The organism is Flexibacter flexilis DSM 6793, from assembly GCF_900112255.1.
In the GTDB taxonomy this organism is placed as follows: Bacteria; Bacteroidota; Bacteroidia; order Cytophagales; family Flexibacteraceae; genus Flexibacter; species Flexibacter flexilis.
On sequence record NZ_FOLE01000002.1, the window covers coordinates 1 to 15,741 of the forward strand.

Consider the following 15,741-nt stretch of genomic DNA (forward strand, 5'->3'; position numbering starts at 1 on the left):
GATTATCATAACAATATCATTGGACGCAATTCGCTCTACTGGACAGGAGAGCATGGTTTGTATGAAAAGATGTACAAGGAATGGTTAGGCTTTCGAGCCACCACCAAGCCCGTTACTTTTCAGGCACGCATCGAACCCTATCATTTGGCAAGATTGCAGTTTGGCAAAGCTATACGGATTAGAGGTGTGCGTTACCTTATCGGGCAGGTACGAATTACTTTGCCCATCAAGAAGACAGCCGAAATAAAACTATATAAACTGTAAATCAATTGTTTATCTCTTACTTAAACTAATACTTTAAGTCCGCAATTGCGGATTTTTGCGGACAATTGCGGACTTTTTTTATTGGTCGGGAGAATGTAAGCGCAGTTGTGCAATATCTTCCTCGTCTTTTTTTCGTGCTGTAACTTCTTTGCTTTTAATCAGGTCGTCTTTAGACAAAATATGAATTTCTATCTCCCTTACTATCGTTGTAATTCGGTGGGGGTAACTGCTATAAAATCGTTCAAGACCCAAGACTTCAGGCAAAAAATCAATTTTGAAGTAATCAAACTCATGCGTAAAAAATGACTTTTTGGGATTGATTACTTTTTCTTTTCGGAATCGGGCTACATTTAATCCCAATGCCTCCAGTGCTTGCAGCAGTCTAAAATAATTTTCAAAGGTGGGATTATACCAAAAATCAAAATCATGTTTATCTGATGGTTGGCCATCGGGGAGCGTTGTTGGGCGATAATGCCCGTGAAAGGCCAATGCTGTACCTCCGACAATCATATATTCAACCTTATGTGTTTGCAAAATCTGACAAACGCGAAGAATATTCTCTACAAAATTACCTTGCATTTTTAATTGGATTCACGGCTGAAAGGTTGCGGCTGGGTATCGCCGTAGATGGTTGCGTAGGAACAACGGAGGCTTTCAATAAGTCTATAAAATTGATAACATCTGTGTCTTTGGCAGAAACGGAGCTAACTGGCTCAACCGAAGTAGAACGCTCTTTTAATTTGGAAAAGCTATTGTATCGTTCCATATACGCATTTTTTACGTGATTATTACGCAAAGGTACAGATTTCCGAACATACACAATAGCTCTTTTTTTCTTTCTTGGGCGTTGCCACCCGAAAAAGGGTGGCCGCTCCCTTGCAGACTCCGCTTACGCTTCGGCCTCTTCGCGGCTGCTTCGCATCTTTCAGGCAGCTAACGCATTAAAAAAATAAAAGGCCGCCCCCATATTGGGACGGCCTTTTGCTTTAAAGGAACAGATACTTAAATAATCGCACCGATGGCAACGACGACCAGTAGTGTTTTATAGAATATCTGTATCCATTTGAGAGGTATTCTTCTGCGGTTTTTCATAAATGTCTGGAGATAATTTATCCATTAATTGCAATTGCTTATCCAGTGCGGCTAAATCAAATTCGGCATAGTGTTTTCGCGAAGTAGTTTCGTTGTTGCCAAGTGCCGCAGCGACTACCTGCATTGAGCCGCCCCGAATATTCAGCAGCTCATACGCTTTAGTATGTCTGGCTTTGTGGAATGTGATATGCTTGTTGATGCCAGTTTGCATTAAGGCTTTTTTTAAAACTTGGTCAGCTACCTGAGGATATTTTGTCAAGCCCGAGAAATCATAATTATATTTAGCCCAAATACTTTCAGCTAAAGGCAATAATTCCGTGAAAATATTTTGGTTTGTTTTGCCTCGTTTCATAACGATATAACGTCTGCCATTAAATTCTTTAATATTCTGCTGTTTTACGGTCCTATTGTCATTATAGGTTAGTCCCGTCAGGCAAGCAAAGACAAACATATCCAAATACTTTTTTTCGGCTTTATTATAAGTGCCGTTATGTATTGCCATTACTTCCTCTGGTGTTAAATACGTGATAGGTAGTTTTTCTACAACAGGCTTAGCCACTCGTTTCAACGCATTTTTTGCGACGTAGCCTTCCTCAAGACTAAATCTAATGACCGACTTAAGGCCAGTGTAATAATTTAATGCTGTTGATGTTTTTGTAATCGACCGTAGCCATACTTTGAGGAGTTCTGTGCAGGTGTTGGCCGAAATGCTCAAAGTGGGATTTAAGTTGCTGACTTTTTTTAGGCTTTTTTCAGCGTACTTGACACTGTTGTAGCCAAATTCCGATTCAAGTCTATATTTTTCAAACAGGTCGAATATGGTTAATTCTTGCACCTGATTTATTTGCTTAGACTCAATGGTTTTGACTTCCCTGATTACTGTTTTTTTGCCTTTTTTTCGCTTGATATACTCGTTTTTTACATCGTTGGCAGTTATTCCCCTAACTCCATGAGCCATGCACAAATACGTGTAGATTTGATGTAGCGTTTGCTCTATCAAGGCTTTTTGCCCAGCAATAATTGGACTTGTGGCTAATGCTTCTTGCGTGCAGATAAGCCCCGCAGCAAAATCACCGCTTTTAGTATCTCCGACTCTGATATACACCCAGATAGGAGATTCTCCGTTTTTGTTCGTTTGGTTTAAACGATGCCAAAAATGAATTGTCATTTTTTAGGGATTCGATATACATACTATATTGTGTTATAATGATTAATTATTTAAAACGCAATAGTAAGTAATATTAGCAAGTAAAACAAAATAGACTGGTTATCAGTTAGTTATACAGTGATGCAATGTTTTGAATTACTGTCAATAGCTTGATTATCAACTGTTTAATTTTTCCTTGCTTTTTTTGCAGGCCACAAAGGTATAAATATAATTAAAAAGCACCAGCCTTGCGGACTGATGCTTGTATATTTTGTGGAATAAAAACGTTTATTTTTTGAGCCGTCGGCCAAACGGATTGGGCAGATTGAAGCCAAAATAATTGAGGCTCTCGATCAGAAAAAATGCGGCAGTGGCCTCGTCCAGATTGCCCACAAAGGGAATATTATCGGGGATTAGCTCAAAAATGCCCGCCGTAGGGTTGATGAGATACAACGTAGAAAGCAAACCCGCCACAAAAACAAAAATGGATTTCATAGAGAAAATATAAGTAATCAATTGGCACCTAATTTCTGTATAATTTCTTAAAACATCAATTATTTATTCCTAAAGTTGTTTAGCGTTATGGAGCAATATGGGTATAATAATTTGGGGGATATTTTAAATTGCCACTCAATTATGAGTTTGCTAAATATCAAAGCATCATTTTCAGATAGATTTTATCTTATCGGATCAAAACATATCACTCCATATCCCAACTAATAACAATAATCTTTCGTTTATTGCTCAGAGCAATTTTTACACAATAATTACACAACCCATCATCTTATGACACAAATAATATCTAACCTCGAATTTAAACAAGTCAGCAACCCCGAAGATTTGGCCGTAATACACCAACTCGCCGCCCAAACTTGGCCAGCCACTTACGCCAACATTATCAGCCAAGCGCAAATAGATTTTATGTTTGAGAAAATGTATGCGTTGCCTGCACTGGCCGCGCAACTGACCGAAGGGCATACATTTTGGATTGTGTGGCGCGATGGCCAAGCCGTTGGCTTTGTGTCATATATCCTCTCCAATGCGGCGGCGCAAGTCTGGAAAATACAGAAGTTGTATTGTTTGCCACAAAAACAAAAGTCAGGGCTTGGCCGTGCCACCATTGATTTTGTACGCGAACAAATCCGCCAGCAAGGCGCAAAAACCTTGATTTTGAACGTAAATCGCTACAATTCTGCACTACATTTTTACCAAAAATACGGCTTTGAAATTGCCCAAACCGTTGATATTCCGTACTACGATTATGTGCTAAACGATTATGTGATGCAGATTGCCGTGTAAATAACAATGTAGATGCCACACCTACGGCGTTAGATATTATTTAGATTTCTTTTTCTACAAAGAGGCCAAGCCTAAAGGCTTTTTTTATTGGCAAATGGCCTAAACCCGTTAGGGTTTAAACATTGATAGAAAATTGATATTCAGTTATTTAAAACGCCGTAGGCGTGACATCTGGGGCTTAAACCTTATGGTTTTAAAAATCTATAAGGTTTGGGGTATTACTTTTTTTCGGCCAAATAATCGTGATACCAATGCAACACTTTGGCTGTCGCACCAACTTTACTTTTTACATAATTCCGCGATTTTGCGGCGATAGCCTCGCGCGTAGTTGTGTCGGTAAGCAATGTTTTTAGCTTGGTTTCAAACGCCGCGGCATCGGCGGCCACAGGCGCAGCGATTCCTTCAGCCACAAGGTCGAGGGCTTCTTGGAATTTTGTATAATTTTTATTTCCAAAAAAAATCGGCATGCCAAAAGTGGCCGCTTCCAGTGTGTTATGTAAACCTTTGCCATACGCGCCACCAATCCACGCTATTTCCGCGTACTGATACAATGCCGAAAGCATTCCTACATTGTCAATAATAAGCATATCATATTCACTTACAACCACTTGATCCGACACTTGAGAATATCGTATGCTTTTGCCTTGATAGATTTGCTCCCAATTTTTCATATTTTGGGCTTCAATTTCGTGCGGTGCTACCATTACTTTCAGACGGATATTTTCGGCTTGCAACTTATTCAAAACGGGCAAAATAATGTCCATATCTTGCGGCCACGCGCTGCCCACAATCAACAATAATTCATTGTTTTTGAACAACTTAGCCATTTGTATTTCGGGGGCTGTATCTGGCAAAACTGCCACGCGGTCGAAGCGCGTATCTCCGCCGAGTTGCTGACGTGTAATGCCTATGCCTTCCAATAACTTAGCCGAACTTTCATTTTGTACAAAAATCATATTCAGGCGGCGCAAAATTTGCCGATGAAATTCGCCGTAAGGCTTAAAAAAAATCTGGTTTGGGCGAAAAATGGCAGAAAAAGACACGACAGGCACATTATTTTCTTCCATCACCTGAATGTAATGATGCCAGAACTCGTATTTGACAAAAAAAGCTACCGACGGTTCTACGGTCAGAAACCACTGTTCGGCGTTTTGACGCGTGTCGGCGGGCAAATAAAAAATATAGTCCGCCCCAGCGTAATTTTTGCGGATTTCGTAACCCGACGGCGAGAAAAACGTTAGCAAAATTTTATGTTCGGGAAAAGCAATCCGAAAAGCCTCTATCACAGGGCGGCCTTGCTCAAACTCACCCAACGAAGCACAATGAAACCACGCCAGCGGCTGGCCTTTGTGCGTATTGAGCAAATCTTGTAGGCGTGGCCGCCAATCTTTTCGCCCATTTACCCAGTGTTTGGCTTTGGTACTACGCCATGCGGCCAAGTGAACGGCAGCCGTGTAAAGAGAAATCCCCGCATCATAAAAAAATCGGCCTAACATATTTTGTATTGTGTTTTTAAAAAATAAAACGAAACCTCTGCAAATACCCAAAACAGTATGGCGGTGCGAAAATAAATGATAAAGTCGGAATCATAATTTAATATTAGCACTATATTTGCGACCTTAAAAATGCTTTACCAACACCAATCATTTGCAAAATGGCATGGTTTAACAGACAACAAAAGGGGATTGTAACGCCCACAGAACTAAAACGCGAAGCTCCAGACGGTCTTTGGTACAAGTGTCCCGAATGTAAAACGGTAACACTTTCCAGAGCACACCGCGACAATGCTTATACGTGTGTTTCTTGTAACTATCATACAAAAATTGGTTCTGCCGAATACTTTGAAATTGTATTTGATAACAATACGTTTACGGAGATGGACGAGAACATGATTTCTGCCGATCCTCTCAATTTCGTGGACACCAAGGCTTACCCAGACCGCACCAAAGCCACTATCAGCAAAACAGGCCTGAAAGATGCAGTTCGCACAGCGCACGGCAAAATAAATGGCTTGGACATCGTGGTAGCTTGTATGGATTTTGAATTTATCGGCGGCTCGATGGGCTCGGTGGTAGGCGAAAAAATCGCGCGTGCCATTGACTATGCCCTCAAAAACCGTGTTCCGTTCCTGATGGTTTCCAAATCTGGCGGTGCGCGTATGATGGAGGCAGGCTTTTCGCTGATGCAAATGGCCAAAACATCGGCCAAATTAGCATTGCTAGCCGAAGCCAAAGTACCTTACGTTTCGTTGCTAACCGACCCGACTACGGGTGGCGTAACAGCTTCGTTTGCGATGCTTGGCGACTTTAATATTTCTGAACCAAAAGCACTCATTGGCTTTGCTGGCCCTCGCGTTATTCGCGAAACGATTGGCAAGGACTTGCCAGCAGGTTTCCAAAGCGCAGAGTTTTTGCAGGAACATGGTTTCTTGGATTTTATCGTGGATAGAAAAAGCCTTAAACCAATGCTTACAGATTTATTGCATTTGATAAAATAGCATAAATTTGCCATAATCACTATTTAGCCCACACACCTAATGCGTGTTGTGGGCTTTATTTTTATAAACTTTATCATAAAAACTAACAAGGCATTCGCTTTGCTTAGTCTTGTATATTAAATGAATTATATGCAAATTTGTACACATTTTTCATACAAGCAACATGACTTATACGAGAATTATCAGAACTATATTTATAATCCTTTCCATTGGGTGGGGTTCTGATAATTATTGTTTTGGGCAAAAAAATGCAAAAACGGTACAATCAATACAAAAGCCATCTTCTGGTACAAAAAAAACAATCAAAACCAGTATAAGAAATACAACATTAGCCAAAAAGGCTCCCAATAAATTGGTCAAACCAAAAGTTTTGCACAGTTACCAAACTTATACAATCAAAAACAAAGGGCAAGGAAAAATACAACCACTCAAAATAATAAAAAAAACACCGCCTCCCCCACCGCCAGCACCCGAACCAACAACACCACACACCCCAGGAGAAGTGCAGCTTGATCCCTTAGAACAAACCCAAATTAACGTACCACCTACCGTACCGACAGCCAAAATCGACCCCAAAGCCCTGAAAGACGAGAGCATCTCTATTTTGCCAGATGCCATTGCAGGTGCTACCAGCGTAACAGGAAAGGGACTTATTAAGGTTTTTCATCACCTCAATACTTCTTATCACGAAACGCACCCCGTTTTTTCGCCCGACGGGCAAACATTATTTTTTGCACGTGGCCATTGCCCCGAAAATACTGGCGGCAACGACGACCCTCAAGACATTTATTTTTCCAAACAAAATCCTGATGGCTCTTGGGCTTTGCCTCAAAATATGGAGGAACTGAACAATAATGGGGCAAATGGTGTTGCTTGTATTTCGGCAGATAGCAAGCAAATGCTTCTGATACATTCGTATGGTGGAATGTATGGCTTTCATTCGGAAATTGCTTTTACCGAAAAAAAAGACGATGGTACATGGAAAAAGCCCAAACCTTTACGCATGATAAACTATTACAATTTAAGTAGTTATGCGGATTTTATTTGGACGCCAGACCAAAAAGCCATTATCATGGCCTTGCACCGCGACGACTCGGTAGGTGGCATGGACTTGTTTGTGAGCGAAAAAATGCCCAACGGAATGTGGGGGATTCCTAAAAATCTGGGGACGCGCGTCAATACGACAGAAGATGAGTTTGCACCCTATATGTCTGCCGATGGCCGAACACTCTACTTTTCGTCTGAAGGACACAAAGGCTATGGGCAATCTGATATTTTTAAGGTTACTCGGCTGTCGGATACGAGTTGGACACAATGGTCTGCCCCCGAAAACTTAGGCAGCCACATCAATACAGACAAATGGGAGGCTTATTTTACCGTTTCCACGAGTACTGGCAATATTTGTTTTGTTAGAGCGGAAGACCCCGCCAAACAACGAAACTCTGATCTTATTCAAATTTCATTTACCAACCAAGAACTCAATGAAGTCTTCAAAGAAGCCAATACAAATTTACCTAAGTAACACACAAACTAATTGAGACGTTTCTTATTACACACGTAAAAAAACAAAAACGCGCATTGCAAATCTTTAGCTATGTTTAAAAATCCATTTTCGTTAGATGGCCGTATCCGTCGAAAAGAATACGGTATTACGCTGCTATTCAGCATAATATCCGCCTGTATTCTTCACTTGATTTTATCAAAATACAGCCTACCTTTTGTAGAAATTATTCTTATGCTTCCGCTGGTTTGGCTCGCACTTACGCAAGGCTCAAAACGTTGCCATGATTTGGGGGTGAGTGGCTGGTTTCAATTTATTCCGTTTTACCCTTTTGTCATGCTTTATGTGGACGGGCAAAAACGTGAAAATGATTATGGCCTTTCTCCCAAATACGAAAACGTAGCCGAAGCCAACATTAAAGAAGAAACGCAAGCCCGCATTGAAATCATGACGGCATTTGCGGAAAATATCGGTACAGGTAACTTTGATGTGGAACTAACCAGTACCAATGACGACGACAAACTTACGTTGGCATTGGTGGGAATGCGCGACAAACTGCGTGATGTAAATATGCGCGACCAACAACGCCGCTATGTGAATGATGGCCTCGCCCAATTGGTAGAGATTATGCGTTCGGGAGAAGAATCCGAACAACTGTATCACCATGTATTATCGTTCATTATCAAATATTTAGATGCTAATCAAGGCGGTCTTTTCTTGCTCGAAACCGATAGTTCAGGCAAAGAATATCTGGAAATGGTGGCGTGCTATGCTTTCAACAAACGAAAACATTTGCACAAAAGATTAGAAAAAAATGAAGGCTTAGTGGGCCAGTGTATTATCGAAAAAGATATTATTTACATGACCAAAGTGCCGCAAAATTATGTGCAAATTCGTTCGGGACTCGGCGGCAGTACGCCAAGTTGTTTGCTTATCGTACCGCTCAAATACAACGACAAAATTTATGGCGCATTAGAAATTGCAGCTTTTAAGCCTTTTGAGCAATATCGTATTCATTTTGTGGAGCGTTTGGCCGAAAGTTTGGCCTCTACGGTGTCTGGTCGCAAAACCAATGAGCAAACGCTGAATTTATTAAATGATGCGCAAATGCAAGCCGAGCAAATGCGTGCGCAAGAAGAAGAAATGCGCCAAAATATGGAAGAGTTGCAGGCCACACAAGAAGAAATGGAACGCAAAGAACGCGAGCATTTGCAAGAAATAGAACGCCTTCAACAACTCCACGAAGACAACATGACGCAAGTACAGGCGCAAAATGACCGCATAGCCGAAAGCGAAAAACAACTCAAAAAAATGAGTGCGGAAATGCAAAGCCAGTTGGAGGCTATCGAAAATTCGATGCTTGTGGTGGAATTTGACATGAACCGTACATTCGTACGTGCCAATGACCAATTCCTAAAACTTTTTGGCTATACCCCAACCGAAATGCATGGTATGTACCACAAAAATTTACTCCCAGCACAGGGAACAGATTTTGGTGAATATGAAAAGCTTTGGGAAACGCTTTGGGAAGGCAAATCCGTACGCAATACCTTCCGCCGCAGGGCCAAAGACGGCAGCGACGTTTGGCTGGAAGGGGTTTACACGCCTATCAAAGACGAACAAGGCCGCATAATAAAAATATTGAAGTTGGCTGTAGATGTTACCAAAAATAAACAATTGGAGGCCGCCGAACGCGAACATATCGAAGAGTTGCGTGCGCATGAAGAAGAGTTACGCCAAAATATGGAGGAAATGAAAGCCATTCAGGAAAATCTGAACAAGAAAAACATTGAATCCCTGCAACTCATGGCCGAGCTTAATGCTCGTATTGAAATAGTAAGCAAAGCTGCTATCCTTTCGGAGTCAGATACTTACGGAAACATCACACTCGTCAACGAAAAAATGCTGCAAATAACAGGCTATACACGTGAAGAACTGATAGGCAAACCACACAGCATTTTGCGCCACCCCGAAACGCCCAAAGAAGTGTTTAAGGAAATGTGGGCAACCATCAAAGCAGGCAAAGTATTCCAAGGAATTTACCGTAATCGTCGCAAAGATGGCTCTACTTATTGGGTAGATGCCACTATCGCGCCTGTAATGGGCTTAGACGGCAAACCAGAGAAGTATATTAGCGTACGATTCGATATTACGCAAGCCAAAGAAGCCGAAATCGCTATGACGGAACTACTCAACGATGCGCAAGAACGTACGATCCAAATAATGAAAAGCGAAGCCGAACTCGAAGCACGTATAGCCGCCCTCAACGAAACGGCTATTCTTTCGGAAGCTGATATTTACGGCAATATTACATTTGTCAATAAAAAACTCTTAGAAATTACTGGCTATACAGAAGAAGAGCTAATCGGCAAACCGCACAACATTTTGCGCCACCCCGAAACACCAAAAGAAGTGTTTAAGGAAATGTGGGCGACCATCAAAGCAGGCAAAATATTTAGGGGAAAATATGCGAATCGCAAAAAAGACGGTTCGGCTTATTGGGTAGATGCTACCATCGCGCCAGTGCTTGACATGGGCGGCAATCCAGAAAAATACATTGGTATTCGCTTCGACATGACCGAGTCTGTAAAAGCAAACCAAGAAATACGACAGCTTTTTGAAGAGTCGCAGCAAAAAACGGAAGAATTGTTGGCCACCGAAGAAGAAATCCGCCAAAACATGGAGGAAATGAAAGCGATTCAGGAATCAGTAGCCAATAGCGAAGCAAAACTCAAAAGTGTGCTGGATTCAGCCAATTTCATTATCATGACCGTACAGCTCGACGGAATTATTAGCTACCTGAACCCTGTTGCGGAAAAAGCCTTAGGCTACAAGGCCAGCGAATTGGTAGGCAAACAAACCCCTGCCATCTTCCACGACCCAGCAGAAGTAATTCAAGCGGCCAAAGAAATGAGTAAAGAATTAGGTCGCGAAATAACTCCAATGGAACTGTTTGTTATCAAACCTTCACAAGGTCAGGTTTTTGAAAAAGATTGGACTTTTATAAGTAAAAACAAAAAGAAATTCCCTGTACATTTGAGCCTTTCGGGCATCAAAGATGGGAAAGGTAACTTTGTTGGTTTTGTAGGAATTGGGTCGCTACTTAAATCAAAAAAATAAAAGCGTAAAAAAGCGTTCGGATGTCAATATCTGAACGCTTTTTTATTTATAAAACTACTTTATAAGCCGTAGCACGTTTTACTTCTTTCATTACAAAATTACTGTGATATTGCCCTACATTCGGGATATTTGCAATCACATTTACAATAAAATCATTGTAATCAGAAATATTTTTGGCCACAATTTTGAGCATATAATCATACGTTCCCGAAATACTAATTACTTCCAATATTTCAGGGCGTGCCGCTACTGCTGCTTCAAAATTCATTAGCGAAGTTTTTGACTGCTCTTTCAGAACAATATTACAATAAACAGCCAATTCTAAACCCACCAATTCACGGTCTATAATGGCCACATAACTCTGAATTATTTTATTTTCTTCCATGTATTTAATACGCTCATACGTTGGCGTAAAAGATAGCTTAATGCGGGAAGCAATTTCTTTGACCGAAATCGTAGAATCTTCTTGCAAAATATTGATTATATCAACGTCTATTTGGTCGAGTTCAATGCCTTTTTTGTTCTTCATTTGGTGTATCAATTTTAGTTTGTATAAAAAACTAATGGGACAAAAATATACTAAAATTCCCCTCCAAAAGTTGAGAGGGGAATCTGGTTATTAGGTGTGCCCACAGACAAATATACACTTATTTTCGTACAATTTGCTCAAAAACCTGTGCAAAAGCCTTTCCAATAGCCTCATTTTGTAAGTTCCCGATGCTGCCCGCGTGTGTGTGATGCACGTTTCGGTCAGCTACAAACGTTTTATTTTCGATTTGTTTTCCAATTTTTTGGTAAGCGTCCCGAAACGGCAAACCTTTTAGCACTTCCGCATTGACGGCTTCCACGCTAAACAAATCGTTGTATTTATCATCAGCTAAAATATTGTCTTTCACACGGATATGTTCCAACATGAAAGCCGTAATTTGCAAACAACTTTGCAGTGTTTCGATGGCTGGGAACAAACATTCTTTCGTAAGTTGGCCGTCGCGGTGATAGCCCGAAGGCAAATTATTCGTAAGCAATGTTAGTTCGTTGGGCACGGCCTGAATGCGGTTACATTTGGCACGCACCAACTCAAAAACATCTGGATTTTTTTTGTGGGGCATAATGCTACTGCCCGTCGTCAGCTCGTCAGGAAATGAGATAAATCCAAAATTCTGATTCATATACAAACATACGTCGTAGGCAAATTTGGAAAGCGTAGCGGCAATATTAGCCAGAGCCTGCGCCACTATTTTTTCGGTTTTGCCGCGCGTCATTTGCGCATAAACTACGTTGTAATTCAAGCTATCAAAACCCAATAATTCGGTTGTAAATTCTCTGTCCAGTGGGAACGAAGAACCATAACCAGCACCCGAACCAAGCGGGTTTTTATTACACACTTTATAGGCTGCCAAAAGCGTTTCCAAATCGTCGGTAAGCGACTCGGCATAAGCCCCAAACCAAAGCCCAAAAGAAGACGGCATCGCAATTTGAAAATGCGTATAACCCGCCAATAATTTATCTTGATGCGCCTGACTTAATTCTAATAATTTAGCAAAAAGAACGCGTGTATCTTCGGCTATTTCCTGAATTTTGGCACGCAAAAAAAGTTTAATATCCAACAAAACTTGGTCGTTGCGAGAGCGGCCTGTATGTATTTTTTTTCCAGCATCACCAATCTTTTGGGTAAGCATAAATTCTACTTGCGAATGTACATCTTCTACCCCATCGGCAATGCTAAAATTTCCCGCACGAATTTGCGCCAAAATATGATTTAATTCTTGCTCAACTAATGTCCATTCTTCGGCAGAAAGAATATTGATTTTGTGTAACATTTGCGCGTGCGCCAACGAGCCAATTACATCGTATTCGGCCAACAAAATATCAAAATCTTTGTCATTTCCTACCGTAAATTTCTCCACGATTTGCTGATAATTATTCGACGAACCAGCCTCTTTTTGCCAAAGTTTTGTAATCATTTTTTTTTATAAAATAGAAGATAATAATTTGCAATAAATTTCGATTCCTTCGCGGATTTCATCCACAAAAATAAATTCGTCGCTGCTGTGCGAGCGCAACGAGTTGCCCGGCCCAAGTTTCACGGTCGGGAAGTTCATGAGTGCTTGGTCGGAGGTGGTCGGCGAGCCATAAATTTTTCTGCCCAAAGCCAAACCCGCCTTTACAAATGGGTGTTCGGGACTAATCGCCGACGAGTTGAGACGCAACGAACGCGCCGTTACTTCACTGCTAACATGCTGTTTTACAACCGCTAACACATCTGCATTGCGGTATTTATCATTGGTTCGGATGTCCACCGTAAACTCGCATTTATCCGAAATAACATTGTGTTGCGAACCCGCCTTAATGATAGTAACCGTCATTTTCACATCGCCCAAAATCTCTGATTTTTCGGGAAAATGATACGTTCTGAACCATTCAATATCGGCCAACGCCTTGTAAAGTGCATTGTTGTTGTTTTCGTGTGCCGCGTGCGAAGCCGTGCCATGCGAAACACAATCAAGTACCAAAAGTCCCTTCTCGGCAATAGCCAAGTGCATTTCGGTTGGCTCGCCCACGATGCCCAAATATATTTCACCCAACTCATTGGCTATAAGCTCAATACCGCCAGTTCCCGAAACTTCTTCTTCGGCAGTTGCCGCAAAAATTACGTTATAATTGAGCGAAGGCTTATCGTAATAATACAAAAAAGCGGCCATCAGACTAACCAATGCACCGCCCGCGTCATTGCTTCCCAAACCATATAATTTACCATCTTTTTCTATCGCCTCAAACGGATTCAGCGTGTAACCTTTGTTAGGTTTTACCGTATCGTGGTGCGAGTTGAGCAGAACGGAAGGCTTGGCCGCATCGAAATACAAATTTTTAGCCCAAACATTATTGCCTTTTCGCTCAAAAGCAATGCCCAATGAGGCGAGCGTATTTTGTAGCAAATCAGCGGTTTTGTCTTCTTGTCGGCTAAACGATTCTATTTCAATTAGTTGCTTGAGCGTACTGAGTGCCAAATCGGCTAATTGCGTGGTGCTATTTTGTAAGTGTAGTTCCATAATCGGGAGCGTTTTCGAGTATTTCTACAATGTCGTTATCGTTGCAAATCGTGACGGCCTGCACGCCTTTGGCTATGGCCGCAAATGCGTTTTCGAGCTTGGGAATCATGCCGTCGGCTACGATGCCATCGGCCAAAAGTTGCGTATATTTTTCGGGATTAATGCTGGTAATAAGCGAGTTATCGTCGTTTATATCCGCCAAAACGCCTTTTTTCTCAAAGCAATAAACCAAGCGTACAGGCTGCGTGGCAGCCAATGCCGTCGCTACCGTCGAGGCGATAGTGTCCGCGTTGGTATTGAGCAACTGGCCTTGCGCGTTGTGCGTAATTGAGCAAAACACGGGCGTAATTCCTGCCGAAAGTAATTGATTGATTAGCAACGTATTAATTTCTTTAACATCGCCTACCCAACCAAAATCAATTTCACCAACGGGGCGTTTTTGGGCTAAAATGCTGTTGCCGTCCGCGCCCGAAAGTCCGATAGCATTACAGCCGTTGGCCTGCAAAGTCGCTACTATTTTTTTATTAATAAGCCCCGCGTAAATCATCGCCGTTAGTTCCAGCGTTTCGGTGTCCGTAATGCGGCGGCCATTGACCATTTGTTGTACAATTCCGAGTTTATCGGCCAACTGATTTACTAATTTTCCGCCTCCATGTACTACTATTTTACGGCCTTTGGTACTGGCCACTTTCGCAAGGAAAGCAGCCAGTTTTTCGGGGTCGTTGATAACATTTCCGCCAATTTTAATGACGTAAATTTTCTCTAAGTCCTTAGACATAAATATTTTATCAAAAAAAGTTTGTTTCCAAAATCTCCTTCAACACAGCTTGCGCGGCGTAAAGTCGGTTATCGGCTTGTTGCAAAATCAGGGAGTTTTCGCCGTCGAGTAGCGAGTCACTCACTTCCAAATTGCGGCGCACTGGCAAGCAGTGCATCACTTTGGCGTTGTTGGTAATTTGCATTCTTTCGGGAGTGAGCAACCAATCACCCGACACGGCAGGCGTTTGGCCATAGTCCTCAAACGACGACCAATTTTTCACATACACGAAATCCGCACCTCGCAACGCCTCATCCTGATTGTGCGTAACTTTCACGCCTTGCGTAAATTCTGTACTCAATTCGTAGCCCTCAGGGTGCGTAACCACAAAATCAACGTCCGCATTGCGCATCCATTCCGTAAAAGAATTGGCCACCGACTGCGGCAACGGTTTAATATGATGTCCCCACGAAAGCACCACTTTGGGCTTACTTGGTTTATTCCAATTTTCGGTAATCGTAATAAGGTCGGCAAAGCTCTGCAACGGGTGGCGTGTAGCCGACTCCAGCGACACGACAGGCACGCGACAATATTTTATAAACTGGTTGATAACCTTTTCGTTATAATCGTCTTCGCGGCTGGTAAGCGACGGAAAACAGCGAATCCCAATCACATCGCAATACTGCCCCATAACAGCGGCTGCATCTTTGATATGTTCAACTTTTGCGCCATTCATCACCACATTATCATCAAACTCCCAAGTCCAACTTTCTTGGCCAACATTGAGCGCAATCACGTTCATTCCCAAATTGTTACCCGCTTTTTGGGTGCTTAGGCGCGTGCGCAAACTTTGATTGAGAAACACCAACCCCAAAGTTTTGCCTTTACCCAAATGTTGGAAACCCAACGGATTTTTTTTGAGAGCCAATGCGTCCTGAAGCATTTGCTCCACACTTTTTACATCGTGTACCGAAGTGAAATATTTCATTGATTTTGTTGAATATAATTAATTGA

The 15,741-nt window shown here is 41.8% G+C and carries 15 protein-coding genes; 5 read left to right on the forward strand and 10 right to left on the reverse strand.

Features of this window, described 5'->3' with window-relative positions; translation table 11 throughout:
* A partial coding sequence (locus tag BM090_RS18290) for a hypothetical protein (RefSeq protein ID WP_177199829.1) occupies positions 1-264 on the forward strand: 264 nt, incomplete at its 5' end.
* Positions 265-342: 78 nt separating this feature from the next.
* Here the strand turns inward: BM090_RS18290 and BM090_RS03975 are convergent.
* The 4 genes from BM090_RS03975 to BM090_RS03990 all read right to left on the reverse strand — a co-directional run bounded on the left by BM090_RS03975 (position 343) and on the right by BM090_RS03990 (position 2,998).
* Entirely contained in the window at positions 343-774 is a 432-nt protein-coding gene (locus BM090_RS03975; RefSeq protein ID WP_143083857.1) for a hypothetical protein, read from the reverse strand.
* A 58-nt stretch (positions 775-832) separates the two neighbouring features.
* Positions 833-1,030 carry a hypothetical protein gene (locus BM090_RS03980; RefSeq protein ID WP_091507872.1) on the reverse strand — a complete coding sequence of 66 codons (198 nt, stop codon included), beginning with the start codon at positions 1,028-1,030 and terminating at the stop codon, positions 833-835.
* A 276-nt stretch (positions 1,031-1,306) separates the two neighbouring features.
* The gene (locus tag BM090_RS03985; protein WP_091507875.1) at positions 1,307-2,524 is read right to left on the reverse strand and encodes a tyrosine-type recombinase/integrase; all 1,218 of its coding nucleotides are present in this window, start codon (positions 2,522-2,524) and stop codon (positions 1,307-1,309) included.
* Between the two features lie 267 nt (positions 2,525-2,791).
* Positions 2,792-2,998, reverse strand: a complete 207-nt coding sequence (locus tag BM090_RS03990) for a YkvA family protein (protein ID WP_091507878.1) — start codon at positions 2,996-2,998, stop codon at positions 2,792-2,794.
* Between the two features lie 291 nt (positions 2,999-3,289).
* Here BM090_RS03990 and BM090_RS03995 point away from each other — a divergent pair, with 291 nt between their 5' ends.
* Positions 3,290-3,802, forward strand: coding sequence for a GNAT family N-acetyltransferase (locus BM090_RS03995; protein WP_091507880.1), 513 nt, complete (start codon positions 3,290-3,292; stop codon positions 3,800-3,802).
* Positions 3,803-4,020: 218 nt separating this feature from the next.
* On the opposite strand, the gene BM090_RS04000 is transcribed toward BM090_RS03995, so the two are convergent.
* Positions 4,021-5,298: a 3-deoxy-D-manno-octulosonic acid transferase gene (locus tag BM090_RS04000; RefSeq protein ID WP_091507883.1), complete on the reverse strand. Its 1,278-nt coding sequence runs from the start codon at positions 5,296-5,298 to the stop codon at positions 4,021-4,023.
* A gap of 158 nt (positions 5,299-5,456) precedes the next feature.
* Between BM090_RS04000 and accD the strand changes: the two genes are divergently transcribed.
* The 3 genes from accD (at position 5,457) to BM090_RS04015 (ending at position 10,920) form a co-directional block, all read left to right on the forward strand.
* Entirely contained in the window at positions 5,457-6,299 is an 843-nt protein-coding gene (accD, locus tag BM090_RS04005) for an acetyl-CoA carboxylase, carboxyltransferase subunit beta (RefSeq protein ID WP_091507887.1), read from the forward strand.
* Between the two features lie 370 nt (positions 6,300-6,669).
* Entirely contained in the window at positions 6,670-7,821 is a 1,152-nt protein-coding gene (locus BM090_RS04010) for a TolB family protein (RefSeq protein WP_177199830.1), read from the forward strand.
* Between the two features lie 72 nt (positions 7,822-7,893).
* Positions 7,894-10,920, forward strand: a complete 3,027-nt coding sequence (locus tag BM090_RS04015; RefSeq protein ID WP_091507893.1) for a PAS domain S-box protein — start codon at positions 7,894-7,896, stop codon at positions 10,918-10,920.
* Between the two features lie 46 nt (positions 10,921-10,966).
* Here BM090_RS04015 and BM090_RS04020 read toward each other — a convergent pair whose 3' ends face one another.
* The 5 genes from BM090_RS04020 to BM090_RS04040 form a co-directional block, all read right to left on the reverse strand.
* Entirely contained in the window at positions 10,967-11,449 is a 483-nt protein-coding gene (locus BM090_RS04020; RefSeq protein ID WP_091507896.1) for an Lrp/AsnC family transcriptional regulator, read from the reverse strand.
* A 118-nt stretch (positions 11,450-11,567) separates the two neighbouring features.
* Complete coding sequence (gene argH, locus BM090_RS04025; RefSeq protein WP_091507900.1) at positions 11,568-12,884, reverse strand: argininosuccinate lyase; 1,317 nt, start codon at positions 12,882-12,884, stop codon at positions 11,568-11,570.
* A 6-nt stretch (positions 12,885-12,890) separates the two neighbouring features.
* Positions 12,891-13,970, reverse strand: coding sequence for a M20 family metallo-hydrolase (locus BM090_RS04030; protein ID WP_091507903.1), 1,080 nt, complete (start codon positions 13,968-13,970; stop codon positions 12,891-12,893).
* Entirely contained in the window at positions 13,948-14,748 is an 801-nt protein-coding gene (gene argB, locus BM090_RS04035; RefSeq protein WP_091507906.1) for an acetylglutamate kinase, read from the reverse strand. Before argB ends, BM090_RS04030 begins: the two co-directional genes overlap by 23 nt.
* A gap of 10 nt (positions 14,749-14,758) precedes the next feature.
* Positions 14,759-15,715, reverse strand: a complete 957-nt coding sequence (locus tag BM090_RS04040; RefSeq protein ID WP_091507910.1) for a Rossmann-fold NAD(P)-binding domain-containing protein — start codon at positions 15,713-15,715, stop codon at positions 14,759-14,761.
* Positions 15,716-15,741: the final 26 nt, after the last annotated feature.

Coding starts and splice junctions, on each gene's coding strand:
- BM090_RS03975 (WP_143083857.1), bottom strand. CDS start 774: ATGATTGTCGGAGGTACAGCATTGGCCTTTCACGGGCATTATCGCCCA.
- BM090_RS03980 (WP_091507872.1), bottom strand. CDS start 1,030: ATGGAACGATACAATAGCTTTTCCAAATTAAAAGAGCGTTCTACTTCG.
- BM090_RS03985 (WP_091507875.1), bottom strand. CDS start 2,524: ATGACAATTCATTTTTGGCATCGTTTAAACCAAACGAACAAAAACGGA.
- BM090_RS03990 (WP_091507878.1), bottom strand. CDS start 2,998: ATGAAATCCATTTTTGTTTTTGTGGCGGGTTTGCTTTCTACGTTGTAT.
- BM090_RS03995 (WP_091507880.1), top strand. CDS start 3,290: ATGACACAAATAATATCTAACCTCGAATTTAAACAAGTCAGCAACCCC.
- BM090_RS04000 (WP_091507883.1), bottom strand. CDS start 5,298: ATGTTAGGCCGATTTTTTTATGATGCGGGGATTTCTCTTTACACGGCT.
- accD (WP_091507887.1), top strand. CDS start 5,457: ATGGCATGGTTTAACAGACAACAAAAGGGGATTGTAACGCCCACAGAA.
- BM090_RS04015 (WP_091507893.1), top strand. CDS start 7,894: ATGTTTAAAAATCCATTTTCGTTAGATGGCCGTATCCGTCGAAAAGAA.
- BM090_RS04020 (WP_091507896.1), bottom strand. CDS start 11,449: ATGAAGAACAAAAAAGGCATTGAACTCGACCAAATAGACGTTGATATA.
- argH (WP_091507900.1), bottom strand. CDS start 12,884: ATGATTACAAAACTTTGGCAAAAAGAGGCTGGTTCGTCGAATAATTAT.
- BM090_RS04030 (WP_091507903.1), bottom strand. CDS start 13,970: ATGGAACTACACTTACAAAATAGCACCACGCAATTAGCCGATTTGGCA.
- argB (WP_091507906.1), bottom strand. CDS start 14,748: ATGTCTAAGGACTTAGAGAAAATTTACGTCATTAAAATTGGCGGAAAT.
- BM090_RS04040 (WP_091507910.1), bottom strand. CDS start 15,715: ATGAAATATTTCACTTCGGTACACGATGTAAAAAGTGTGGAGCAAATG.